This is a genomic window from Actinacidiphila sp. bgisy160 (genome assembly GCF_057707815.1).
In genome coordinates, this window is sequence record NZ_JBYIQW010000022.1 from 87,711 (window position 1) to 111,777 (window position 24,067).

Annotated in this window: 20 protein-coding genes and 1 tRNA gene; 13 read left to right on the top strand and 8 right to left on the bottom strand. The window is 72.5% G+C overall.

The features are described 5' to 3' along the window. The first annotated feature begins 368 nt into the window (after positions 1-368). Positions 369-1,949, top strand: a complete 1,581-nt coding sequence (locus AC3EUJ_RS19155; RefSeq protein WP_431962866.1) for an alpha/beta hydrolase — start codon at positions 369-371, stop codon at positions 1,947-1,949. A 216-nt stretch (positions 1,950-2,165) separates the two neighbouring features. On the opposite strand, the gene AC3EUJ_RS19160 is transcribed toward AC3EUJ_RS19155, so the two are convergent. Then, positions 2,166-4,508, bottom strand: coding sequence for an SUKH-4 family immunity protein (locus AC3EUJ_RS19160; protein WP_431962908.1), 2,343 nt, complete (start codon positions 4,506-4,508; stop codon positions 2,166-2,168). 8 nt (positions 4,509-4,516) lie between these two features. Further along, a complete protein-coding gene (locus tag AC3EUJ_RS19165) occupies positions 4,517-5,503 on the bottom strand; it encodes an HNH endonuclease (protein ID WP_431962867.1) in 987 nt (328 codons plus the stop codon). A 433-nt stretch (positions 5,504-5,936) separates the two neighbouring features. Between AC3EUJ_RS19165 and AC3EUJ_RS19170 the strand changes: the two genes are divergently transcribed. Together AC3EUJ_RS19170 and AC3EUJ_RS19175 are read left to right on the top strand one after the other, a co-directional pair. After that, the gene (locus AC3EUJ_RS19170; protein WP_431962869.1) at positions 5,937-6,431 is read left to right on the top strand and encodes a YwqJ-related putative deaminase; all 495 of its coding nucleotides are present in this window, start codon (positions 5,937-5,939) and stop codon (positions 6,429-6,431) included. Further along, positions 6,428-6,910: an SUKH-3 domain-containing protein gene (locus tag AC3EUJ_RS19175; protein WP_431962871.1), complete on the top strand. Its 483-nt coding sequence runs from the start codon at positions 6,428-6,430 to the stop codon at positions 6,908-6,910. Before AC3EUJ_RS19170 ends, AC3EUJ_RS19175 begins: the two co-directional genes overlap by 4 nt. 91 nt (positions 6,911-7,001) lie before the next feature. Here AC3EUJ_RS19175 and AC3EUJ_RS19180 read toward each other — a convergent pair whose 3' ends face one another. Beyond that, positions 7,002-8,360 carry a sensor histidine kinase gene (locus AC3EUJ_RS19180; protein ID WP_431962873.1) on the bottom strand — a complete coding sequence of 453 codons (1,359 nt, stop codon included), beginning with the start codon at positions 8,358-8,360 and terminating at the stop codon, positions 7,002-7,004. 139 nt (positions 8,361-8,499) lie between these two features. Between AC3EUJ_RS19180 and ppc the strand changes: the two genes are divergently transcribed. Continuing rightward, positions 8,500-11,229 carry a phosphoenolpyruvate carboxylase gene (gene ppc, locus AC3EUJ_RS19185; protein WP_431962875.1) on the top strand — a complete coding sequence of 910 codons (2,730 nt, stop codon included), beginning with the start codon at positions 8,500-8,502 and terminating at the stop codon, positions 11,227-11,229. A gap of 84 nt (positions 11,230-11,313) precedes the next feature. Here ppc and AC3EUJ_RS19190 read toward each other — a convergent pair whose 3' ends face one another. Next, positions 11,314-11,916, bottom strand: a complete 603-nt coding sequence (locus AC3EUJ_RS19190) for a TetR family transcriptional regulator (protein ID WP_431962910.1) — start codon at positions 11,914-11,916, stop codon at positions 11,314-11,316. A gap of 76 nt (positions 11,917-11,992) precedes the next feature. Next, positions 11,993-12,982, bottom strand: a complete 990-nt coding sequence (locus tag AC3EUJ_RS19195; protein ID WP_431962877.1) for an acyl-CoA desaturase — start codon at positions 12,980-12,982, stop codon at positions 11,993-11,995. A gap of 245 nt (positions 12,983-13,227) precedes the next feature. On the opposite strand from AC3EUJ_RS19195, the gene AC3EUJ_RS19200 reads away from it, so the two are divergent. The 6 genes from AC3EUJ_RS19200 (at position 13,228) to AC3EUJ_RS19225 (ending at position 17,953) form a co-directional block, all read left to right on the top strand. Beyond that, positions 13,228-13,298 (top strand) — tRNA-Gln (locus AC3EUJ_RS19200). A 108-nt stretch (positions 13,299-13,406) separates the two neighbouring features. After that, positions 13,407-14,846 carry a bifunctional UDP-N-acetylglucosamine diphosphorylase/glucosamine-1-phosphate N-acetyltransferase GlmU gene (gene glmU / locus AC3EUJ_RS19205; RefSeq protein WP_431962879.1) on the top strand — a complete coding sequence of 480 codons (1,440 nt, stop codon included), beginning with the start codon at positions 13,407-13,409 and terminating at the stop codon, positions 14,844-14,846. Positions 14,847-14,984: 138 nt separating this feature from the next. Beyond that, entirely contained in the window at positions 14,985-15,962 is a 978-nt protein-coding gene (locus AC3EUJ_RS19210; RefSeq protein WP_431962881.1) for a ribose-phosphate diphosphokinase, read from the top strand. A 176-nt stretch (positions 15,963-16,138) separates the two neighbouring features. Further along, complete coding sequence (locus tag AC3EUJ_RS19215) at positions 16,139-16,741, top strand: 50S ribosomal protein L25/general stress protein Ctc (RefSeq protein ID WP_431962883.1); 603 nt, start codon at positions 16,139-16,141, stop codon at positions 16,739-16,741. A 66-nt stretch (positions 16,742-16,807) separates the two neighbouring features. Continuing rightward, positions 16,808-17,410 (top strand): aminoacyl-tRNA hydrolase, encoded by a 603-nt coding sequence (gene pth / locus AC3EUJ_RS19220; protein WP_488180964.1) that lies wholly within the window; start codon positions 16,808-16,810, stop codon positions 17,408-17,410. Between the two features lie 48 nt (positions 17,411-17,458). Next, positions 17,459-17,953 carry a hypothetical protein gene (locus AC3EUJ_RS19225; protein WP_431962887.1) on the top strand — a complete coding sequence of 165 codons (495 nt, stop codon included), beginning with the start codon at positions 17,459-17,461 and terminating at the stop codon, positions 17,951-17,953. A gap of 875 nt (positions 17,954-18,828) precedes the next feature. Here AC3EUJ_RS19225 and AC3EUJ_RS19230 read toward each other — a convergent pair. Together AC3EUJ_RS19230 and AC3EUJ_RS19235 are read right to left on the bottom strand one after the other, a co-directional pair. Further along, entirely contained in the window at positions 18,829-19,197 is a 369-nt protein-coding gene (locus AC3EUJ_RS19230) for a VOC family protein (RefSeq protein ID WP_431962912.1), read from the bottom strand. 5 nt (positions 19,198-19,202) lie between these two features. Continuing rightward, positions 19,203-20,024, bottom strand: coding sequence for a trans-aconitate 2-methyltransferase (locus AC3EUJ_RS19235; protein WP_431962889.1), 822 nt, complete (start codon positions 20,022-20,024; stop codon positions 19,203-19,205). Between the two features lie 122 nt (positions 20,025-20,146). On the opposite strand from AC3EUJ_RS19235, the gene AC3EUJ_RS19240 reads away from it, so the two are divergent. Next, positions 20,147-20,644, top strand: coding sequence for a MarR family winged helix-turn-helix transcriptional regulator (locus AC3EUJ_RS19240; RefSeq protein ID WP_431962890.1), 498 nt, complete (start codon positions 20,147-20,149; stop codon positions 20,642-20,644). Between the two features lie 242 nt (positions 20,645-20,886). After that, positions 20,887-22,443: an SH3 domain-containing protein gene (locus tag AC3EUJ_RS19245; RefSeq protein WP_431962892.1), complete on the top strand. Its 1,557-nt coding sequence runs from the start codon at positions 20,887-20,889 to the stop codon at positions 22,441-22,443. 75 nt (positions 22,444-22,518) lie between these two features. On the opposite strand, the gene AC3EUJ_RS19250 is transcribed toward AC3EUJ_RS19245, so the two are convergent. Then, positions 22,519-23,331, bottom strand: a complete 813-nt coding sequence (locus AC3EUJ_RS19250) for a LuxR C-terminal-related transcriptional regulator (protein WP_431962894.1) — start codon at positions 23,329-23,331, stop codon at positions 22,519-22,521. A 234-nt stretch (positions 23,332-23,565) separates the two neighbouring features. Here AC3EUJ_RS19250 and AC3EUJ_RS19255 point away from each other — a divergent pair, with 234 nt between their 5' ends. Then, entirely contained in the window at positions 23,566-24,021 is a 456-nt protein-coding gene (locus AC3EUJ_RS19255) for a GNAT family N-acetyltransferase (RefSeq protein WP_431962896.1), read from the top strand. Positions 24,022-24,067: the final 46 nt, after the last annotated feature.

Below are 24,067 nucleotides of genomic sequence, written 5' to 3' on the forward strand. Positions count from 1 at the left end.
TTCGATGATCCGAATCTGATCACGCAGGCCGGGCTGGTCGCGGTGATGCGGCCGCCCGAGCGGTGCGGCTGTCGCGACGGGTGGCCGGCAAGGTGAAGCCGGCCGGGGCGAGGAACGGTGCGGGTGCGGGTGCGGACGCCGAGGTCGCCGGCACGGTCTCGCACCCGTCCACGGGCCTGAGGGGCCGTTATCCGTCGACGGGCTGGGACCCATGGCCCGTCCACCGGGGCGGCCGACCGCCCGGCTCATCCGGACGGACCTGCAGCAGCGCCCGTACAGGTCACCCCCGCGGGCACCCGTGGCCCGACTCACACAGGCTGCGGGTGAGGGCGGAGCTCCCGCGAGCCGGAGTTCGGGAAGGGTCACGCATGTCAGTCCGAAAGGGTCCGTGCTGGAAGGGCATCGCCGTGACGGCGGCCGTGGCCTGCGCCGTGGCCGCCGCCCCGGCCGCGGCCACCGGCCGCTCCGCACCGGCCACCGTGCCCTCGTTGGCATGGAGCCCCTGCCCTGACGCGCCGGGCTTCACCTGCGCGACGGCCGAAGTCCCGCTCGACCACCTGCACCCTGACGGGCGAATGATCGAACTGGCCGTCATCAAGCGGCCGGCGACCGACCCGGACCGCCGCGTCGGTTCCCTGTTCTTCAATCCCGGCGGCCCCGGCAACGCGGCCGCCGGAACGGCGGCGCTGCCCCTGGCGTACGAAAGGTTCCCCCGCGAACTGCGCGAGCGGTTCGACATCGTCAGCTGGGACCCCCGCGGCGTCGGGCGCTCGACGGCCGTCAGGTGCTTCCGCTCCGTGGAGGAGTTCACCGCGTGGGCGGCGCGGGTGCCGGACGGTTTCCCCGTCGGCGCCCGTGAACGGGAGGCGTGGATCTCCGCCTTCGCCGAGCTGGGCCGGATCTGCGGGCACCGCCTCCCCGCTCTGCTGCGGCACGTCTCCACCGCGGACACCGCCCGCGACCTGGACCTTCTGCGCCGCGCGGTGGGCGACCGGAGGCTCAGCTACCTGGGCGTCTCCTACGGGACGTTCCTCGGCGCCACCTACGCCAATCTCTTCCCCCGCAGGGTCCGGGCCGTGGTCCTGGACGGCAACGTCGATCCGGTCAGGTGGGTGCGGATGCGTCCCGAACTGCCCACCGAGCTGCGGCAGGGGGCCGACATCGGGTCGGCCCGGACCCTGTCCCGCTTCCTGGAACTATGCGGCCGTACGACGGCCGACCGCTGCGCCTTCTCGGCCGGCACCCCGCGAGCCACCCGGGACAAGTACCAGCGGCTGCTGCGGCGCCTGCGCGAACACCCTCAGGGAGAGTGGACCTACGCGGCCACCGTGGCGGCGGTCGTCAACGGGCTGTACGTCGTCGCCCCCGGGTGGACCGAACTCGCCCAGGACCTCCAGGACCTGTGGGAAGGCCGCGCGCCTTCCCGGCAGGACTCCACCGCCACCCCCGCGGCTGCCCCGGTGCCCTCGAAGGCGGAGGAGCAACCGGCGTACCCGGAGGTGGAACCGCCACTCGCCGTGGAGTGCTCGGAGAGCCCCAACCCGCGCGATCCACGACGCTACCGCCACTTCGAACGGTACGCCCGGGCCCGGTCGGGCGACGTCGGATCGTACTGGACGTGGTTGCCCGAACCGTGCGCCACCTGGCCCGCGCGGGCGGCCCACCCCTACACGGGACCGTGGAACCGCTCCACCGTCCCCCTCCTCACCGTGAACACCACGTACGACCCGGCGACCCCGTACCGGGCAGCGGTGGCGGCGACCCGGCACCTGGGGAACGCCCGTCTGATCACCGTCCGCGGCTACGGGCACACCACGCTGCTGAACCCCAGCACCTGCGCCGGCCTGCACGAGGTGCGCTACTTCCTCACCGGCGCACTGCCTCCCCGGGGCACCGTCTGCCGCCAGCACACCCGGCCCTTCACGTCCCCCGTCCCGTCCCCGGAGTGACCGCCGAAGCGGCCGCACCGCGCTCCGGCTTCCCGGCGAGTCGTCACGTAGCAGGCCGGGGCGTGCCGGTGGCGATGTCGCGCCGCCTTCGCACCCCGGCGAGCCGGCTCCAGGACACTTCCCCCCGGACGGCCCGGTTCCCTGCCCGTGGCCCCGGCGGGCGGGCGGACGCCTGCCGGGCAGGCGGTCCGCCGTCCGGTGACCCTCCTGTGCCGACTAGAGCATTCCGTCCCACATCTGCTCGATGAGCACCGGCCACCAGTGCTCGGGCGACGCCACCGCCGCCGGGTCCAGCGCGGCCAGCTGGTTCTGGAAGTCGACCGTCCAGCGGCCCGCCTGCTCGGGTGTCAGGCCCAGCCGCCAGCGCCACATCTTCCCGAGCAGCGCCAGGCAGCGGACGAACTCCGGCAGACTGGAGTTGACGAACTGCGGCACGGCCGCCGCACCGCCCGGCCCGGCCTCCAGCGGCACCGCGACGATGTGCGCCGTGCCGTACTGCACGCACAGCTGCCGGCCGAAGTCGTTGCCCATCACCAGGTACGAGCCCGCGTCCGGGGCCGGCTGCGCGCCGCGCTCGGCCGCCAGCTCGGCCAGGGTCGGCACCGGCCGCCCGGGCTGGGCCTGGGCCCAGAAGAACGGGCCGAAGTCCACCGGCAGCCCGGACCAGGTGAGCGTCTGCGCGACGAGGTCCGGCACGCCCTGGCGGGCGACCGCCCGCTGGTCGAAGCGGAACACGCCCTGCGGCCCGAAGGACTGCGCCAGTTCGTGCCCGATCGCGTCCAGCGGGACCGGGGGGACGCGCTGGATCCGGTGCGGCTCGGGCAGCGGCACCCGGTGCGGGTGGGCGTGCGCCGGGGCGCTCGCCACCTGGTGCAGCTCGCCGAGGTGCGTCAGCAGGTGCTGGACGCCCGCTCGACGGCTCGCGTGGTCCTTGCCGTACGGGGCGGTGCTGCTGATCCGCACCTGGGGCCAGGTCTCGCGGATCATCCGGGCGCAGTAGCCGCCCGGCAGGTCGCACGACTCCAATTCGGTGTGCAGCTCCAGCACCGCCTGCGGAGGCACGCCGAGGGCGCGCAGCTCGTGCAGGATCTGCCACTCCGGGTGCGGCGTTCCGGGGGCGGAACGGCGGATCAGCTGCTGCTCCGAGCCGTCCTGCGCGCGATAGCGGAGTACGGCCATGTAGCCGGGGCCGACCGTGGGCACCCCGGTGGGCGCCTGGGCCTGGGGCTGCGGCGGCTGGGGGTAGCCGTACGCCGCGGGCCGCGGCGCCACCGGGCCCGGCGGAGAGGGCGCAGGCGGTGCCGGCGCTCCGGCGCCGCCCTCCGGGCGGGACAGCATCGTGGCGGCCTGGTGCACGTCCCCGGCCGCGGGCCCCGGCGGCGGGGGTGCGGGCGGGCCGGGCCGGTCGTTCGCGGGGAGCGCCTGCACGAGCTGCGTGGGCACGTACCCGGCGGCCGGGGTGCCGGGCACTCCCGGACCGGGCGGCGGCGCGGGCGGCCCGGGTGGGCCGGGCGGACCGGCCTTCGAGGTCTCGGCGGCGGCCACGTCGGCGACCCCGCGAGCCGGGCCGGGCGGCGGGGGCGGCGGAGGCGGGCCGTCCGGGCGGGACAGCATCGTCGCGGCCTGGTGCACGTCCCCGGATGCGGGCCTGGCGGGGGTGGACGGCGCGGGCGGCGGCGGGGGCGGACCGGCGAATGGCGTGGGCGGCGGAGGAGGCCCCGGCGGCGGAGGCGCGGCCGCGCCACCCGGGTAGCCGTAGGCGCCGGGCCCGGGAGCCGACGGGGGTGGGGGCGGCGCGCCCGCACCGGCGCCGGGGTAGCCGTAACCCCCCTGCGGCAGCGGCGTCCCGGTCTCGCCCACACCGGGCAGCCGCTCGGTGCTGGCGTCGGCGCTCGTCACCGGCAGCGGCGTATGGGCGTCGTCCGAGTCGCTGATCGGCGGCGCGTACACCGTCGCCGGCGGCGGCACGGAGGCTCCCGCGCCCTGGCCGTCGTTGGCGTCCCGCCACGCCGCGGGCGGCGGGGTCGGCGCCCCGCCGTACGGCGTCGGCAACGGCGGGGTCGGGGTGGGGACGTACGGCTGGGTGGGCGTGGCGGGACCGGGCGCGGTGACCGGCGCCGGGGCGGGCGGCGGCATGGGGACGGTGTCGCCGGGGGCGCCGTCGGCGTTGCGGCGGTCGGGGATGCCGAGCCGGTCGGCGGCGTCCTGCAGCCACTGAGGCGGGCTCAGCAGGAAGGAGGTCGCCTCCAGGTCGATCCGCCGGGGCGGCTCCGGCACGGCGTCCGCGACCGCCTCGGCCGTTGCGCCGTAGGTCTCCTCCCAGCGGCGGATGATCTCGCCCACGGGCAACGCGGGCCAGAGCGTGGCCTCGCCGCTGTCCCGGGCGATGACGATGCGGGTCTCCCCGTCGTCCGAGGTCGGACCGCCGTCCCTCGGCTCGGACCAGACCACGAAGCCCCGGTCGAACTCCCGCACCCGCACCTCGCGGGCGAGGTAGGCCGGGACGTCGGCGTTGATCCACCGCTCGGCGCGCTCCTGCGCCTGCGCGAAGGTGACCATGTGCTGCCTCACCCCTCCACCGGAACGGCGCGGGCGAAGCCGCCGTCCACCATCAGGTTCGCCACCGTCTCCAGCTCCGGCGGGTCGCCGGCGAGCGCGGCCAGGAAGGCGTCGAAGTCCTCGCCGCAGGGCAGCAGCAGCCCGCAGACCCGTTCCTCGGTGGAGCCGAAGGCGCCGTCGGCGTCACGCACGTCGTCGTACGGGCACAGCCACATGGAACCCAGGTCGGCGCCGCGCGACTTCACGGCGAGCACGCCGCCCTGGACGTAACAGATCGCCAGGTAGTCCTTGGTGAGGTGGTCCCGCAGGCACTTGTTGACGTAGCCGAGGTCGTTGACCGCCGCCTCGTCCCGCACGGTGAAGAAGGGCTGGTCGACCAGGAGTCCCAGCATGGGCAGCAGGGCGACGCCGCGCGGCGCGCTGCCGCCCGCCGCCTTCAGGAAGGTCCGGTACGCGCCGGGCAGCCGGTAGCCGAGCTCCTCCTCGACGTCCCGGACCTGCTGCTCGGTGACGGCGACCCCGTCCTTGCGCAGCCCGAAGTGGACCGGCCGGGTCTCCTGCAGCGGCCGGGTGCCGCGCTTGTCGTGGTCGGCGGAGGCGGTGGTGGCCAGGCCGCCGTGGTGCCGCAGCAGCGACTTGACCTCGGCGGGGATCAGCTCCAGACGACGGCTGCCGGCGACGTGGTGCCAGGTCCACCCGTGCGGCGTGGCGACGGGGGGCAGGCTGCCCCACAGCTCGTGACCGGCGGCGTGCAGCGCGGCGTTGGCCGACACGTAGTCGGTCAGCCGGAGTTCGTCGATGCCGAAGCCGTCCGGCGGCTCTGCGATCTCGGCCGCCGCGCGGGCGTACGGCGAGAAGTCGGGGAAGCCGCGCTCGTCCACGCGTACGCCCTGCGGGTGGCGGGCGCGCCGCACCGGGTCCGGGAAGTGCACGATCTGACCGGCGTAGGCCGCGTTCGGTGGCGCGGCCCGATGCCCGGGCCGACCTGTCGTCATTGCCGATGCCCCCATGCTGAATCTGGTGTTGGGCACAGCCTATGGGGTGTGGCAAGAGGTGCTTCCGCTGGTTCAGGTCACGGGTGTACGGCCAACCGCGGCGAGTTGTCCGCGCCGGGTGACGCAGGTGGCCGACGGCGCCGGCACCTTCAACTGCGCGCTGAACAGGGTCCGTTGTGCCGCTCCCGTGGAGGCCTTGGTCGAATCCGTCCGACCCGGCGCTACTATCCGTACAACCACTGGCCAACGCAAGGAGCACCACTGCGGCAGCACATCGGACCGCGACACGCGACGTCGCACGGTGCCGTGACATCCGGCACAAAATAAACCTCTCACCTCACAACCGACTTCCGTAACGCCTTGTCCGTTTGGCAGTCTTACGCACATAGGGGGACGTCCTCCCCGCGAGGACGGATCGGAGGGCCGTACGAAAATGCTGACGACAGACACCGCGGATCCGCGGCTCAACTGGGGAGCCGGCGAAGCACCCGCTCCACCGGTACTGCGCCACCGGCGCGACGGGATCCTGCCGGCGGTCGCCGCCGCACTGTCCGTCAAGGACGAGGTCCTCACCTGCACCGGCGTCAAGGCCGACCAGCCGCCCCCGCTGCACCCGCTCGTCCAGGACTTCCTCGACACCCTCCCCGTCGCCCAGCGTGAGCGCTTCACCGGGCGATGTCCCGAGCCGGTGCTGCTGTCCCGCCACCTCACCACCGTCGACGGCGCCCGCAGCAAGCGCGCCTCGCGCAAGCCGCTCACCGCCGGCGAGGCCCGCAAGGCCCTCAAGGGCGCCAAGCTCACCGCCCGCCGCATACGTGAGGACGGCGACCCCGCCCACGGCACCTACGCCCCGCCCTGCCGCTCCTGCGAGGCGCTGCTCGCGCACTTCGGCGTCCGCGCCTTCGACCCTGGAACCGACGCCGAATGAACTCGACCACCCGTTTCCCCGCCGGCGTCGACGCGGCCCTGCGCGCAGCCGGCTGGCAGCCCGGCCGCTGGGACATCCGGCAGGCCGAGGTCTGGGCCGACACACTCCGCGCCTACGCCTCCCCCGGTGGCCACCGCCACAGCGTCTTCCCCGCCGCGGTCGAGGCCTGGGCCGAGTTCGGCGGCCTCACCGTGCCCGCCGTCGCCGCCTCCGGCCGCCACGTCGCGCCCAGCACGGTCCGCGTGGACCCGCTCCACGGGCTCCACTTCGCACGCACCCTCGGCGATCTGGGCAGCGCGCTCGACACGGAGGTGGCGCCGCTGGGGGAGGAGTCGGCGGGCCACGGGCAGCTCGCGATCGACGCGGAGGGGCGCGTCTACTGCGTCGACCACACGGGCGACTACTACCTGGGCGCCGGCATCGACGAGGCGTTGGGCACCCTCACGACGGGCTCGCGCCCCCACCGCCTCACGACGTGACCGCCGGGCGGGCCGGCCCCCGCCCTCCCATCCGCAGCCCGCGTCCTTGCGCCCGAAGGGCGCGAGCCGAACCCGTACGCGACAGCAGACGTCACGCGGGCAGCATCGCCGAGACGCGGAACCCGCCCTCATGGGTCGTGCCGGCGGCGAACCCCCCGCCCAGCGCGGTGACCCGCTCCTTCATGCCGACCAGCCCGTTGCCCCCGCTGGGCAGCACAAGCGCCGGCGCCCCGCCGGAGGGCCCGTTCTGCACCAGGACCGCGACCTCCGCATCGCGGTAGGCCAGACGGATGCGGGCCCGCGCGCCGGGCGCGTGTTTGTGGACGTTCGTGAGCGCTTCCTGCACGACGCGGTAGACCGTCGCCTCGACCCGCGCCGCCAGCGGACGCTCCTGTCCCTCCACCGTGAGCTCGACGTCCATCCCGGCGGCCCGCGACTCGTCGAGCAGCCCGGTGAGCTCGGCCAGGCACGGCCCCTGCTCGTCCTCCGGCTCGGCGTCCCCGGCCGCGGCCGGACCCGGCGGGTGCGCAATCGTTTCCGCAGCGACCGCCACACCGACCACCGCATCCACGTCCGCACCCGCACCCGCCGCCGCCCGCGCCGCCGTCACCGGCTCCGTCCGCAGGACGCCGAGCATCTCGCGCAGTTCGTTGAGCGCCTGCCGCCCCATGTCCCCGAGGAGCTGCGCGCTGGCGGAGGCCTTCTCGGGGTCCTTGACGGCGATCGCCTGGAGTGCTGCCGCGTGCACGACCATGAGGCTCACCCGGTGCGCGACGACGTCGTGCATCTCGCGCGCGATCCGCGTGCGCTCCTCCATGCGGGCGCGCTCCGCGGAGCTCGTGGCCGTCTCGGCCAGCAGCGACAGTTCCCGCTCCAGGCCGTCCGCCCGTTCCCGCAGGCTCTCCACCAGCCGGCGGCGGGCGCCGACGTACAGGCCCAGCAACACCGGCGGCGCGGTGACGCCGACCGCGGCGAGCACCGAGGTGAGCGCGACCACGGCCAGTGGCGCGTGGTAGGCCGCGCCGCCGAGGTCACCGTGCATCTCCAGGAAGGTGACGATCAGCATGCCGAGCATGGTCATCCCGGACAGCACCGCGATGATCCGCCGCGGTACGTCGGAGGCGGCCAGACTGTAGAGGCCCACGATGCTCAGCAGGATGCCCATCTGGGCCGGCGTGACGGCGATGGAGACCAGGACCACCAGGACCGGCCAGCGCCTGCGGAGCACCAGCACCGAGCCGACCAGGAGGCCGAACAGACCCGTGACGACCGGCGAGACCCCGGTCTTCTCCGCGAAGGCGGCGCCCTCGAGGAGGCATTCCACGGCCGAGACGAAGGCCAGGGACACGTCGAGCGCCATGCTGCGCCGCCTGGGCCACCACCACGGCCCGGCGGCCACCCGGCTTCGTCCGCCGGCCCCGTCCGGTACGTACTCCCCCGTCGTACTCATACGGACCAGCCTAGACGCGCCGGTGTCCGCCTGGCGGTCAGCCCGGTTCCGGCACGCGGCCCCGACCTATCCTTGTGCCGTCGGACAGCGCGGTCCGGACAATGCCGCCGACCATTCCACTGCACTAGGAGCCGCACCTGTGAGCAGCGCCGACAACACCACCGGCAGCGCCCCCCTCCGCGCGGACATCCGCCGTCTGGGAGACCTCCTCGGCGGGACGCTCGTACGGCAGGAGGGCCCGGAACTCCTCGATCTGGTCGAGAGGGTGCGGGCGCTGACCCGCAGCGACGGCGAGGCCGCCGCCGCCCTGCTCGGCGAGACCGATCTGGAGACCGCGGCCAAGCTGGTACGGGCGTTCTCCACCTACTTCCACCTGGCGAACGTCACCGAACAGGTACACCGCGGCCGTGAGCTGCGGTCCCGCCGGGCGGCCGACGGCGGGCTGCTGGCCCGTACCGCCGACCTGCTCAAGGACGCCGACCCGGAGCACCTGCGCCAGACGGTGCGCCACCTCAACGTGCGTCCCGTGTTCACCGCCCACCCCACCGAGGCGGCCCGGCGCAGCGTGCTGAACAAGCTGCGGGTTATCGCCGCCCTGCTGGAGGAGTCCGGCGCGGCGGGCGGGGACCGCCGCCGCAGCGACCTGCGTCTGGCGGAGAACATCGACCTGCTCTGGCAGACCGACGAGCTGCGCGTCGTACGCCCCGAACCCGCCGACGAGGCGCGCAACGCCATCTACTACCTGGACGAGCTGCACGCGGGCGCGGTCGGCGACGTACTGGAGGACCTGGCGGTCGAGCTGGAGCGGATCGGCGTGCCGCTGCCCGCGAAGACCCGTCCGCTGACCTTCGGCACCTGGATCGGCGGCGACCGGGACGGCAACCCCAACGTCACCCCGCAGGTCACCTGGGACGTGCTGATCCTGCAGCACGAGCACGGCATCACCGACGCCCTGGAGCTGGTCGACGACCTGCGCGCGGCGCTGTCGAACTCGATCCGCAACTCCGGCGCCTCGCCCGAGCTGCTGGCCGGCCTGGAGCAGGACCTGCAGCGCCTGCCGGAGATCAGCCCCCGCTACAAGCGGCTGAACGCCGAGGAGCCCTACCGCCTCAAGGCCACCTGCATCCGGCAGAAGCTGCTCAACACCCGGGAGCGGCTGGCGAGCGGCACGCCGCACGTGCCCGGGCGCGACTACCTCGGCACCGGCGGCCTCCTGGCCGACCTGCGTCTGCTGCAGGACTCGCTGCGCGCCAACCGCGGTGAGCTGATCGCCGACGGCCGGCTGGACCGCACCATCCGCACGCTCGCCGCCTTCGGCCTGCAGCTGGCCACCATGGACGTCCGCGAGCACGCCGACGCCCACCACCACGCCCTCGGCCAGCTCTTCGACCGGCTGGGCGAGGAGTCCTGGCGGTACGCGGACATGCCGCGGGACTACCGGCGCAGGCTGCTCGCCAAGGAGCTGCGCTCGCGGCGTCCGCTGGCGCCGTCCCCGGCGCCGCTGGACGCGGCGGGGGCGAAGACGCTGGGCGTCTTCCACACCGTGCGGGAGGCCTTCGACCGCTTCGGACCGGAGGTCATCGAGTCGTACATCATCTCGATGTGCCTGGGCTCGGACGACGTCTTCGCGGCGGCGGTGCTGGCCCGCGAGGCGGGGCTGATCGATCTGCACGCGGGGATCGCCAAGATCGGCATCGTGCCGCTGCTGGAGACCACCGACGAGCTGAGGGTCGCCGACCGGCTGCTCGACGAGATGCTCTCCGACCCCTCCTACCGCAAGCTCGTCTCGCTCCGCGGCGACGTGCAGGAGGTCATGCTCGGCTACAGCGACAGCTCCAAGTTCGGCGGCATCACCACCTCGCAGTGGGAGATCCACCGGGCGCAGCGCAGCCTGCGCGACGTGGCGCACCGCCACGGGGTGCGGCTGCGGCTGTTCCACGGCCGCGGCGGCACGGTCGGCCGGGGCGGCGGCCCGACGCACGACGCGATCCTGGCGCAGCCGTGGGGCACGCTGGAGGGCGAGATCAAGGTGACCGAGCAGGGCGAGGTCATCTCCGACAAGTACCTGATCCCGTCCCTGGCGAGGGAGAACCTGGAGCTGACGGTCGCGGCCACGCTGCAGGCCTCGGCGCTGCACACCGCGCCCCGCCAGTCCGAGGAGGCGCTGTCCCGCTGGGACGCGGCCATGGACGTGGTCTCCGACGCCGCGCACCGCGCGTACCGGCGGCTGGTGGAGGACCCGGACCTGCCCGCGTACTTCTTCGCCTCCACCCCCGTGGACCAGCTGGCCGAGCTGCACCTGGGCTCCCGCCCCTCGCGCCGCCCGGACAGCGGGGCGGGCCTGGACGGGCTGCGGGCCATCCCGTGGGTGTTCGGCTGGACGCAGTCGCGGCAGATCGTGCCGGGCTGGTTCGGCGTCGGCTCGGGCCTGAGGGCCGCCCGTGAGGCGGGCCGGGAGGCGGACATCGCCGAGGCGTACGAGCAGTGGCACTTCTTCCGGAACTTCCTGTCCAACGTCGAGATGACGCTGGCCAAGACGGACCTGCGGATCGCCGGGCACTACGTCCGCACCCTGGTGCCCGGCGAGCTCAAGCACGTCTTCGAGGTCATCAAGGCCGAGCACGAGCTGACGGTCGCCGAGGTGCTGCGGATCACCGGTGAGGCGGACCTGCTGGACGCGCAGCCGGTGCTCCAGCAGACCTTCCGGATCCGGGACGCCTACCTCGACCCGATCTCCTACCTGCAGGTGGCTCTCCTGCACCGGCAGCGCGAGGCCGCCGGCCGCGGCGAGGAGCCCGACCCGCTGCTCGCCCGCGCACTGCTGCTGACGGTCAACGGCGTGGCGGCGGGCCTGCGCAACACCGGCTGACCGCCCGTCGCGGAAGAGCAGGACGAGGGCGGTGCTCCCCGCGGGGAGCACCGCCCTCGTCCCGTGCGCGGAGCGGGGCCGACGTCAGTTCTTGCGGTGGCCGATCAGCCGGGGCCTGGGCTCGAGGCCGGACAGGCCGTTCCAGGAGAGGTTCACCAGGTGCGCGGCGACCTCCGCCTTCTTGGGCTTCTGGGCGTCCAGCCACCACTGCCCGGTGAGCGCGACCATCCCGACCAGCGCCTGGGCGTAGAGAGGGGCGAGCTTGGGGTCGAAGCCGCGCTGCTTGAACTCCATGCCCAGGATGTCCTCCACCTGCGTGGCGATGTCGCTGATCAGCGAGGCGAAGGTGCCGGTCGACTGCGCGACCGGCGAGTCCCGTACGAGGATCCGGAAGCCGTCGGTGTACTGCTCGATGTAGTCCAGCAGCGCGAAGGCGGCCTGTTCCAGCAGTTCGCGGGGGTGACCACCGGTGAGGGCACCGGTGACCATGTCCAGCAGGCACCGCATCTCGCGGTCCACGACGACGGCGTAGAGGCCCTCCTTGCCACCGAAGTGCTCGTAGACGACGGGCTTGGAGACGCCCGCCTTGTGCGCGATCTCCTCGACGGAGGTGCCCTCGAATCCGCGTTCGGCGAAGAGCGTGCGCCCCACGTCGAGGAGTTGCTCGCGGCGCTCCTTGCCCGTCATGCGCACCCGCCGGGCACGCCGCGAGGGCGTACCGTCTTTGGCCCTGCTGCTACTGCTGCCGTCGCTCACCCGTCAATCATGCCGCTTCGCTGACGCTCTCCTTGCGGCGGGCCGCGATCCGGTCAGCGGTCGGCCACCGTACGTCACTGGCCCAACCGAGCATCTCGAACCAGCGGATGACGCGGGCGCTGGAGTCGATCTGGCCGCGGAGCACACCGTGCCGGGCGGAGGTGGGGTCGGCGTGGTGGAGGTTGTGCCAGGACTCGCCGCAGGACAGCACGGCCAGCCACCAGACGTTGCCGGACTTGTCGCGGGAGCGGAAGGGGCGCTTGCCGACCGCGTGGCAGATCGAGTTGATCGACCAGGTGACGTGGTGCAGCAGGGCCACGCGGACCAGGGAGCCCCAGAAGAAGGCGGTGGCGGCGCCGGTCCACGACATCGTCGCCAGGCCGCCGATCAGTGGCGGGAGCAGCAGCGAGATGGCCGTCCAGAGCCAGAAGTCACGGCTGATCCGGCGGATCGCGGGGTCCTTGATGAGGTCCGGGGCGTACTTGTGCTGAGGGGTCTGCTCCTCGTCGAACATCCAGCCCATGTGGGCCCACCACAGGCCCTTGAGCAGGGCGGGGACGGTCTCGCCGTACCGCCAGGGGCTGTGCGGGTCACCCTCGGCGTCGGAGAACTTGTGATGCCTGCGGTGGTCGGCGACCCAGCGCACGATCGGCCCTTCGACGGCCATCGAGCCGGCGACGGCCAGGGCGATCTTCAGCGGGCGGTTGGCCTTGAACGAGCCGTGGGTGAAGTGACGGTGGAAGCCGATGGTGATGCCGTGACAGCCGAGGAAGTACATCCCGACCATCAGGCCGAGGTCGAGCCAGCTCAGTCCCCATCCCCACGCCAGCGGGATCGCCGCGAGGAGGGCGAGGAAGGGGATGCCGATGAAGAGTCCGAGGGTGATCTGCTCGAGTGACTGCTTCTTGTCACCACCGAGGGTGGCGCGGGGAGGCGGGGCCCCGTCGCCGGCCCCGGGTTCCGGGGACTCGGTGATCACGTCGGTCTGTGTGGTCATGGTGGTCCCTCAATGAAGGTCGGAGGCTACGCCACCGTAACTTACGGCCTCGTAAGTATGGCAGGGCCGAGTGACGGCGGAACAGAGCACGCGTGTCGGCGAGAACACGGCTCTTGACACATGTACCCAGGTTTGCGGAGGGGAAGTGCCGATCTTTGTCGTCGCATTGGAGGCGGTCGGTGCGGCATAGTGGTGGAGGCCAGACGGGTACCCTGACCGGATGTCCTGTTCGGCCGGGGTTTCCTTCCGCTGTGGTGTAACGGCAGCACTGAGGGTTTTGGTCCCTTAAGTCCGGGTTCGAATCCTGGCAGCGGAGCACTGACCGAAGGGTCGCGGCAGCCGTCGCGACCCTTCCGCGTTCACCCGCCCGAAACGCCCCGGTATCCTTCGCGTGACTGTCACCCCACGCCGAGGAGCCCGTTCCGTGAGCGCCCACCGCCCGGCCGCCGTCATCGTCCTTGCCGCGGGTGAGGGCACCCGCATGAAGTCGGCGACCCCGAAAGTCCTGCACTCGATCAGCGGCCGGTCCCTGGTCGGACACGTCGTGGCCGCGGCCCGCGCCCTGGATCCCGAGCACCTGCTGGTCGTGGTCGGCCACGCCCGCGAACAGGTGACCGGTCACCTGGCCGAGACCGACGCCGCGGTCCGCACCGCCGTGCAGTACGAGCAGAACGGCACCGGTCACGCGGTCCGGGCCGGCCTGGCGGAACTCCCGGAGCTGACCGGCACGGTGGTGATCACCGCGGGCGACACCCCGCTGCTCACCCCGGACACCCTGCGCGCGCTGGTCGAGGCCCACGCGGCCGACGGCAACGCCGTCACCGTGCTGACCGCCGAGGTGCCCGACCCGACCGGCTACGGCCGTATCGTGCGCGGCGAGGACGGCTCGGTGCTGGCGATCGTCGAGCAGAAGGACGCCACCGACGAGCAGCGGGCGCTGCGCGAGATCAACTCCGGGGTGTTCGCCTTCGACGCGCGACTGCTGGCGGAGGCACTGGCCAAGGTGACCACCGACAACGCCCAGGGCGAGGAGTACCTCACCGACACCCTCGGCATCCTGCGCGAGGCCGGCCACCGCGTCGGCGCCTCCGTCGCCGAGGACCACCGCGAGATCGCCGGCATCAACAACCGCGTGCAGCTCGCCGAGGCCCGCCGCATCCTCAACGACCGCCTCCTGCGCAGGGCGATGCTGGAAGGTGCGACGATCATGGACCCGGCGTCGACCTGGGTGGACGTCACGGTGGAGTTCGAGCCCGACACCCTCGTACTGCCGAACACCCAGTTGTACGGCGCGACCCGGCTCGCCGCGGGCGCGGAGGTCGGCCCCAACTGCACGCTGACCGACACCCTGGTCGGCCCCGGCGCCACGGTGAGCAACACCGTGGCCGTCGGCGCGGAGATCGGCGAGGCCGCCTCGGCCGGCCCGTACGCCTACCTGCGTCCGGGCACCAGGCTCGGCGCCAAGGCGAAGGCCGGCACCTACGTCGAGATGAAGAACGCCACCGTCGGCGAGGGCACCAAGGTGCCGCACCTGTCCTACGTCGGAGACGCGACGATCGGCGAGTACACGAACATCGGCGCCGCCAGCGTCTTCGTCAACTACGACGGGCAGGCCAAGCATCACACCACGATCGGCTCCCACTGCCGCACCGGCTCCGACAACATGTTCGTGGCACCCGTCACAGTCGGGGACGGCGCCTACACCGCCGCGGGCTCCGTGATCACCAAGGACGTGCCGGCCGGTTCGCTCGCCGTCGCACGCGGCCAGCAGCGCAACATCGAGGGCTGGGTGGCCAGGAAGCGGCCCGGCAGCGCCGCGGCCCACGCCGCCGAACAGGCCCAGCAGGCCGCGCCGGAGGCCTGACCGGCGAGGCAGCCATGGGGAGTGGCCTTCCCCACGTGCGCGGTCGCGCCGGGCAACGCGTACCGTGTGAGGTGCACACAATTCCGCCAGCTCCCTGACCGAAGGCGAAGCTGCGTTGAACACCAAGGAGACGGTGCAGTGACCGGGATCAAGACGACCGGTGAGAAGAAGCTGATGCTCTTCTCCGGCCGCGCACACCCCGAGCTCGCGGAGGAGGTGGCACGTGAGCTGGGCGTCAACCTTGTGCCGACGAAGGCCTTCGACTTCGCGAACGGTGAGATCTACGTCCGCTTCGAGGAATCGGCGCGCGGCTCGGACGCTTTCGTCATCCAGAGCCACACCGCTCCCATCAACAAGTGGATCATGGAACAGCTGATCATGATCGACGCGCTGAAGCGGGCCTCCGCCAAGCGCATCACCGTGGTCGTGCCGTTCTACGGTTACGCCCGCCAGGACAAGAAGCACCGCGGCCGCGAGCCGATCTCGGCCCGCCTCGTCGCCGATCTGATGAAGACCGCGGGCGCCGACCGGATCCTCACCGTCGACCTGCACACCGACCAGATCCAGGGCTTCTTCGACGGCCCGGTGGACCACCTGTTCGCGCTGCCGATACTGGCGGACTACGTGGGCGCGAAGGTCGACCGCTCGAAGCTGACCGTCGTCTCCCCCGACGCCGGCCGGGTGCGCGTGGCCGACCGCTGGTGCGACCGCCTGGGCGCGCCGCTGGCGATCGTCCACAAGCGGCGCGACCCGGACGTCGCCAACCAGGTCACCGTGCACGAGGTGGTCGGTGACGTGCGCGGCCGCATCTGCGTCCTGGTGGACGACATGATCGACACCGGTGGCACCATCTGCGCCGCGGCGGACGCCCTGTTCGCCAACGGCGCCGAGGACGTCATCGTGACCGCCACCCACGGCGTCCTGTCCGGCCCGGCCGCGGACCGGCTGAAGAACTCCAAGGTGAGCGAGTTCGTCTTCACCGACACCCTGCCGACGCCGGGTGAGCTGGCCCTCGACAAGATCACGGTGCTGTCGATCGCGCCGACGATCGCCAACGCGGTCCGCGAGGTCTTCGAGGACGGTTCCGTGACGAGCCTGTTCGAGGACGCGCACTGATCGATTTCCGGGGCGGCCTCCCCGCCGGGTAGACTCAGCGAGTTGCTCGGCGAGGGAGGCCGTCCGCGTTTGCGCGGCACACTCCGTTATCGACGCGCTCCTCGTAAGTGGAACGGCCCGTCGTGGGCCGGGCGACCGACCTGAGTCCCGTCGTCATCACGAGGAGTGTGATCCCCATGTCCGAGGTGAAGATCTCCGCGCAGCTGCGCACCGAGTTCGGCAAGGGCGCCGCCCGCCGCATCCGCCGCTCGCACCAGGTTCCCGGTGTCATCTACGGCCACGGCCAGGACCCCAAGCACGTCGCCCTGCCGGGGCACGAGCTGCTCCTCGCCCTGCGTACCCCCAACGTCCTGATCAGCCTGGACATCGAGGGTGACGGCACCGAGCTGGTCATCCCCAAGGCCGTGCAGCGCGACCCGCTGAAGGGCTTCCTGGAGCACGTCGACCTGCTCGCCGTCAAGCGCGGCGAGAAGGTCACCGTCGAGGTCGTGGTCAGCACCGAGGGCGAGCTCGCCCCGGGCGGCAACCTGCTGGAGCATGTGCTCAACGCGCTGCCGGTCGAGGCCGAGGCGACCCACATCCCCGACGGCGTCACTGTCTCCATCGAGGGCCTGGAGGCCGGTACCTCCGTCCTCGCCAAGGACATCCCGCTCCCCAAGGGCACCACCCTGGCCGTCGACGAGGACACCGTCGTCCTGCAGGTCGTCGCGGCCCAGGCCGAGGCTCCCGCCGAGGGCGAGGCCGCCGAGGGCGAGGCCGCCGAGGCCGCCGGCGAGTAAGTACGGCAGCACGCGGTTCCCGGCCGCCGCCCCGCTCCGCGAGGAGCGGGGCGGCGGTCCTGTTGAATGGACGCCATGAGCATGAGCGCAGCGGAAAGCGCCCCCGAGGGACCCTGGCTGGTGGCCGGCCTGGGCAACCCCGGACCGGAATACGCCGGCAACCGGCACAACATCGGCTTCATGGTCGCCGACCTGCTCGCCGAGCGGATCGGCGGGCGCTTCAAGACCCACAAGAGCCGGTCCCAGGTCGTCGAGGGACGCGTCGGCGGCCGCCGCGTCGTGCTGGCCAAGCCGATGACGTACATGAACCTTTCCGGCGGCCCGGTTACGGCGCTGCGCGACTTCTACAAGGTGCCGCTCGGCAACATCATCGCGGTGCACGACGAGTTGGACATCGACTACGCCACCCTGCGCCTGAAGAAGGGCGGCGGCGACAACGGCCACAACGGCCTGAAGTCGATCACCAAGTCCCTCGGCCCCGATTACCTGCGCGTGCGCTGCGGTATCGGGCGCCCGCCGGGGCGGATGCAGGTCGCGGACTTCGTCCTCAAGGACTTCTCCGCCGCCGAGCGCAAGGAACTGGAGTGGTTCGTGGACCGGGCCGCTGACGCTGTCGAGTCGCTCATCTGCGACGGGCTGGAGCGGGCGCAGGGCACCTACAACGGTTGACTGGCGAAAGGTTGACCGAGCGCCACGCAATGGCCAAGGATCGCCCGCATGGTCAAACGGAGTCTCGCCCGCCGCACCGCCGAGAGCGCCTGGGGGCTGCTGCTGGTCGGCCGTATCGTCCTGCTGAGCGCGCTGATCCTGGTCATGCTGGCGGCCGGGGTGTGGACCTCGTGGAAGACAGCCCAGCACGTCATGCTCACCAAGGGCCGCGAGCAGGGCACGATGACGGTCTCCGCCTGTGGCGGCGACACCTGCACCGGGCCCTTCGTGCCCAAGGGCCTCGGCTCCGTGCGCGGGAAGGTGACGATCGACAAGGCGGTCACCCACCGCACCGGCGAGCGGATACCGGTCGCGGTGAAGCCCGGCACCGACGCCGTGGTGCGCACCGGACTCGCCGGTGTGCTGCACGCCTGGATCCCGCTGGGCGGTGCCCTGCTCCTCGTATCCCTGGTCCTGGCCGGAGGTCTGCGCCGGCCGCGCACCGCCTGGACCGCCGCCCTGGCCGGTGCGGCGCTCCTGGGGGCGGCCTTCCTCACCCTGTGAAGGCGCGTGGCGCTATCGTTACCCCGGATCTATGGGGCAGTCGTGACGCTCCGGGACCAATGGGACAGGTGTTTCTTGACGTGGGGCGGAAGGCCGTTGGAATCTGGCCACCTCCCCCCGCATTCCGTCATTCACTCCCTCAGGTGGTACGCCCATGCGCGCCCTCACTACGGCGTGCGCGGCGACGGTGGCCCTGGCAGCGTCCGTGCTGCTCGCTCCCGCCGCGCTCGCGCACAACGCCCCCGGCGACAACGGCAATGTGAAGATCCACGACGCGAAGACCGGCGAGGAGCTCCACAAGAACGAGCCGCACGTCTGCACCTTCTACCTCGACGGTTTCCGCTTCGACGGTGCCCAGCAGGCCGACTGGCACATCGAGCGGTGGTCGCCGACCGACGGGGACAAGGGCGAGACGGTGAAGTCCGGCTCGCTGACCCTCGACGGTTCGGGCCACGAGCGCACACAGGACATCGCCCTCCCCGACGGCCACTACAAGCTCTTCTGGAACTTCGACGAGGAGCACGGCCGGGCCAAGCACAAGGTCTTCTGGGTCGACTGCGCCGACAACGGCGGGGAGAACGGCGGCGGGGAGAACGGCGGCGAGCAGAACGGCGGCACCGGGACGCAGCCCTCCGGCTCCGCGTCGCCGTCCGCCTCGCAGTCGCCCGCCGGTTCCGCCTCGCCGTCCGCCTCCGCTCCGGAGTCCGGTGAGCAGCCGAACGGCTCGGCCTCCGCGACCGCGGCCCCGTCCGCCACGGACTCCGGCACGGAGGCCGGCGGGCTGGCCGAAACCGGCGCGCAGGTCGGTGGCATCACCGTCGGCGCGCTGCTGCTGGTGGGCGCGGGTGCCGTGCTGGTGACGCGCCGCCGGGGTGTCAGGCGGGATCGACGGACTCCAGGAACTCCAGTCGGTTGCCGAACGGGTCGTCGGTGCAGAAGCGGCGGTGGCCCGGCAGGTCACCGTTCCAGACGACCGCGGCGCCACGGGACTCCAGCCGGTCCGCGTAGGCCTCGATGCCGCTGACCCGTAAACCCGGATGAGCCTTCCGCGCGGGGCGGAAGTCCTCCTCCACGCCGATGTGCAGCTGGACCGGGCCCGCGGCGAACCAGCAGCCGCCCCGGGCGGCGAGTACCGGCGGCTTGGGGACCTCACTCATCCCCAGGACCCCCGCGTAGAAGGCGCGCAGGATCTCCTCGGAGCCGGGCGGGGCGGCGAGCTGGACGTGGTCGAGGGCGGTGATCAACGGGATCACCCCGCCTTCCGCGCGACGGCGAAGATCCGCCGGAAGGGGAAGACGGTGCCGTGCGGCCCCGCCGGATAGGCCTTGCGCAGCAGGTCGCGGTACTGGCCGAGGAACTCCCCGGCGGCTTCCGGGTCGCCCTCCAGGGCGGTCAGCACGGGGCGAAGCGCCGTTCCCTTGGTCCATTCGAGCACCGCGTCCTCGCCCTGCAGGAGCTGTACGTAGGTGGTCTCCCAGACGTCGACGTCCACCTCGACCTCGGGGATCTCGATGAGGCGCTCCAGGTAGTCGGGGGGCTGCAGGATGTGGACGTAGCGGCGGCCGTGGCCGTCGCCGAGGCGGTCGCGCCAGGCCGGGGAGTCGCAGAGGTCGCCGAGCAGTGCGTGACTGGGCGAGGTGAAGTTGCCGGGGACCTGGAAGGCGAGGACGCCGCCGGGGGCGAGGTGCTCGACCCAGAGGGGGAAGCGGTCGGCGTGGCCCTCGACCCACTGCAGGGCGGCGTTGGAGATGATCAGGTCGTAGGTGCCGTCGGGGATCCAGTGGGCGGCGTCGGCGGCGCGGAAGGTGAGGCTGCCGCCCCCGGCGGTGGGGCCCTCGTGGGCCCGGGCGGCCTCCAGCATCTCGGCGGAGCTGTCCAGACCGGTGATCCGGGCGCCGGGCCAGCGCTGCGCGAGCAGGGCGGTCACGTTGCCGGGACCGCAGCCGACGTCCGCGATCCGCGGGCTCGCGCCGGGCAGCTCCGGTATCCGGGTCAGCAGGTCGTGGAAGGGGCGGGTGCGGTGGGTGGAGTGGCGGAGGTACTGCTGGGGATCCCAGGCTGCTGCTGGCATGTGTTCGAACTCCCTGGCGAGAGATGGTTCTCTTCCTGCCGCCGACATTGCCCACAAGGTTCCAGAGCTAATCTCTTGACGTCAAGAGACTTCACGTCGACACAACCACTACACTGATCTCCATGGAGGACGAGGTCGATCGGCTGGTCGCTGCGTGGCGCAGGGAGCGCCCTGACCTCGACGTCGAACCACTCGAGGTGCTCAGCCGGGTCAGCAGGCTGGCGAGACACCTGGACCGGGCCCGTCGGCTGGCGTTCTCCGAGCACGGCCTGGAGCCCTGGGAGTTCGACGTCCTCACCTCCCTGCGCCGCGCGGGCGCGCCCTACCAGCTCTCCCCCGGGCAACTGCTGACCCAGACACTGGTCACCTCGGGGACGATGACCAACCGGATCGACCGGCTCGCCAAGAAGGGGCTCGTGGAGCGACTGCCCGACCCCTCGGACCGGCGCGGCGTCCTCGTACGGCTCACCCCGGAGGGACGGGACCGGGCGGACCAGGCCCTGGCGGGCCTGCTGACCCAGGAGCGAGCCATCCTCGGCGAGCTCTCCAGCCGCCAGCGGGGAGAACTCGCGAACTTGCTCCGACAGTTGACCGCGCCCTTCGACAACGTGCCCGGCTGACGTCGATTACCCGGCGTAACCTCCAGGGAATGATCACAAACGACCACGCTCCGCCACCGGTTGCGTACACAAAGTGGCGCACTTAGCGTGATGTCCGTGAACGCCGCTTAAAGGCTCAAATGGCCACTTTTGCGGCTGCCGGCGCACCACATTCCGACAACGTCAAGTGGAAGGCAGTCGGGGCGCGTCCGGCTTCCATTTCCCTGGACCCCGCCGGGTCCCGCTCCACCTTGGAGATGCAGATGACTCTGCACACCCGCGCAAGCAAGATAGCCGCAACCGCGGTGACCGGCGCCTTGGCCGGCACCCTCGCCATCGGCACCATGGGCACCGCCTTCGCCACCGACGGCCGGCCTGCCGCCGGGGTGCCTGCCCCTCCTGGTCCGGACGGCCAAAGTGAACTCGTTTCCCCTTCGGAGCGCCTTCGGGACCTGTCCCGTGAAGTAGCGGTGAAGTCCGCACGCTCCCCCAACGCGGCCCTGTTCCAGGGCCGCGTCGTCGCCCGTACGGGTCTGCGCGTCCGCAGCGGACCGGGCGTCCAATTCCCCAGCGTCGGCGTCATCCCCTTCAACGCCCTGGTGGCCATCGTCTGCAAGTCCGTGGGCAGCACCATCGCCGGCAACCCGCGCTGGTACCAGCTCAGCGGCAACTACTGGGCCTGGTCCTCGGCCCGCTTCGTCGCCAACGTCGGCCCGGCGCCTGGCTGGTGCAGCGGCACCGGCGGGATCGGCGGCGTCGGCGGCGTCGGCGGCGTCGGCGGCGTCGGCGGCGTCGGCGGCGGCGTCGGCGGCATCGGCGGCGTCGGCGGCATCGGCGGGGTCGGAGGCATCGGCGTCCCCGGCTTCGTCGGCGGGATCGGCGGGATCGGCGGCGTCTTCTGCCGCAACAACGGGCGCGGCGGCCGTGAGCACGGCCGCGGCGACGAACGCTTCAACGGCGTGGAGGACCCGTTCCGCGAGGACAACCGCGCCGAGGAGCCCCTGAACAGCGTCGCCCTCGCCAAGCGCAGCGACGGCCCCGGCGGCGGCCGTGGTGGCGTCGGCGGTCCCGGCTTCGTGGGCGGTGTCGGTGGCGTCGGCGGTCCCGGCTTCGTGGGCGGTGTCGGTGGCGTCGGCGGTCCCGGCTTCGTGGGCGGTGTCGGTGGCGTCGGCGGTCCCGGCTTCGTGGGCGGTGTCGGTGGCGTCGGCGGTATCGCCGGACCCGGCCTCGTCGGCGGTGTTGGCGGTATCGGTGGCGCCGGCTTCGTCGGTGCTCCCGGTAGCGTCGGCGGTATCGCCGGCCCCGGTTTCATCGGTGCGCCTGGCTTCGTCGGCGGCCCCGGCTTCAACTGCCGCGGCAACGGCCGCGGCGGCAACCAGGGGGGCAACCACGGGGGCAACCACGGGGGCAACGGCCGCGGCGGGAATGACAGCGACCCTTTCGACGACCGCGGTGACAACCGCGGCGACCCCTTCGACGGCCGCGGTGACAACGGCCGCGGCGGCAACAACCACGCCGACAACTCCCGCACTGGCAACAACCGTGCCGACACAGGCCGCACCGACAACAACCACGCCGACACAGGCCGCACCGACACAGGCCGCACCGACAACAACCACGCCGACACAGGCCGCACCGACACAGGCCGCACCGACACAGGCCGCACCGACAACAACCGCACCGACAACAACCGTGCCGACAGCAAGCGCGACCCGTTCGACGGCCTCAATGACCGCGGTCAGGAGAACGGTCAGCGCGACCGTCCCAATGACCGTGACACCAGCCGCTCGGCGCCGGCCACCGGCGTCGGCGGTGAATAACCGCGGGTATCCGCGGTGACCCGGCGGGTCGCTCTCCCCGGTCGCGGGGAGGGCGATCCGCCGCGCGCCGTACCGTCAGGCGTGCTGGACAGGGGCCGCCGAACCCACGCGGCCGCCCTCGCCGTCCACCGGGGGCACCCCGGCCCGCCGGGCCAGTGCCACGGCGGCCAGCGTCGAGTGCACGCCCAGCTTGCCAAGTACGTTCTGCATGTGGGTGCGGACCGTGTGCGGTGACAGGTACAGCCGCTCGGCGACCGCCTTGCGGCCCAGGCCCGCCACCATGCAGCGCAGCACCTCCTGCTCGCGCGGGGTGAGCGACTCCACGAGCCGCTCACTCTCCGTCCGGTGCCGGCGCGCGGCGGTCAACTCCCGCAGCACGCCGGTGAGCAGGGCCGGCGGCAGATGTGTCTCGTCGCGCAGGACGCCACGCATCACGGCCAGCAGCCGGGACAGCGAGCAGTCCTTTGCGACCCAGCCGGAGGCACCCGCCTGTAGCGCCCGGGCGGCGCGGCGCGCGTCGTCGCGCTCGGCGAGCACGACCGTCCGGGTGGCGGGGTGTTCGGACCGTACACGCTCCACCAGGGCGATGCCGTCCAGTCCGGCGGCGCCGCCGTCGGCCGCGCCCAGGGGGGCGGCCTTGGGCGTACCCATCATCCGGACCCCCATGGCGGAGGTCGTCCCGAGGTCGGCGTCGACCAGCAGTACGTCGTAGCGGCGGCCGTCGGAGGCCGCGCGTTCCAGGCAGCGCTGGGCGGCCGCCCCGCTCCCCGCGGCCGAGACGTCGACATCGGGTTCGGCCGCGAGGGCGGCCGCGAGCGATTCGGCGAAGATGCGGTGGTCGTCGACGACGAGAACGCGGATTCGTCCCACGGGCCCCACTCCCGGCATTCGGCACTTCCCCCCACGGATGAGGTCGATGTGCACGGAGGTCCGGCACCTGGAGCGGACGCCGCACGCCGCCGGGCTAGCAGCCGTCCCCAACCAGGTGCCGAACCCTTGTGTCTCGCCCCCTGATGCCGCCGGCCCCCACCGGCGCTGCCAAAAAGCGTAGGGGCAGGAAGAGACAAAGGCGCCCGAATGGAAAAACTTGCGGGACGAAGTTCCCCCTGAACGTGCCAGGCTGTGACCCATGGTGCGGTTTTCCACAGCGGTGGACGAACAACGGCGCGCGGAGCTTCGGCAGCGGCTGCGGGCTTCCAACACAGCGGTGTCGCCGGTGCTGGCATCGATGCGCGCCACGGACGCGGACCGGGAACTCGGCGTCGACGTCCACGCTCTGGACGAGGGTGGAGCCTGGCCGGCGGTCTCGCCGGCCACACCTGGGCCCGCTGGCTCCACATCGACCTGCTCTGGGTCGCGGAGTCCGCCCGCGGCAGGGGTGTGGGCGGCGAACTGGTCCGCCGGGCCGAGGCCATCGGACGCGACCGCGGCTGCCTCCATGCCCGTGTCAGCACCTGGGACTTCCAGGCGCCGAGGTTCTACGAGGGCCTGGGGTACAGGGTCGTCGCCGCGGTACCCGACTATCCGCCGGGAGTCACCGACTTCCTGTTGACCAAGCGCCTCACCGACGGCGGTTGAGCCCCCACCGCGCCACGCACGGCCCCGCGGGGCCGGACACAACCTT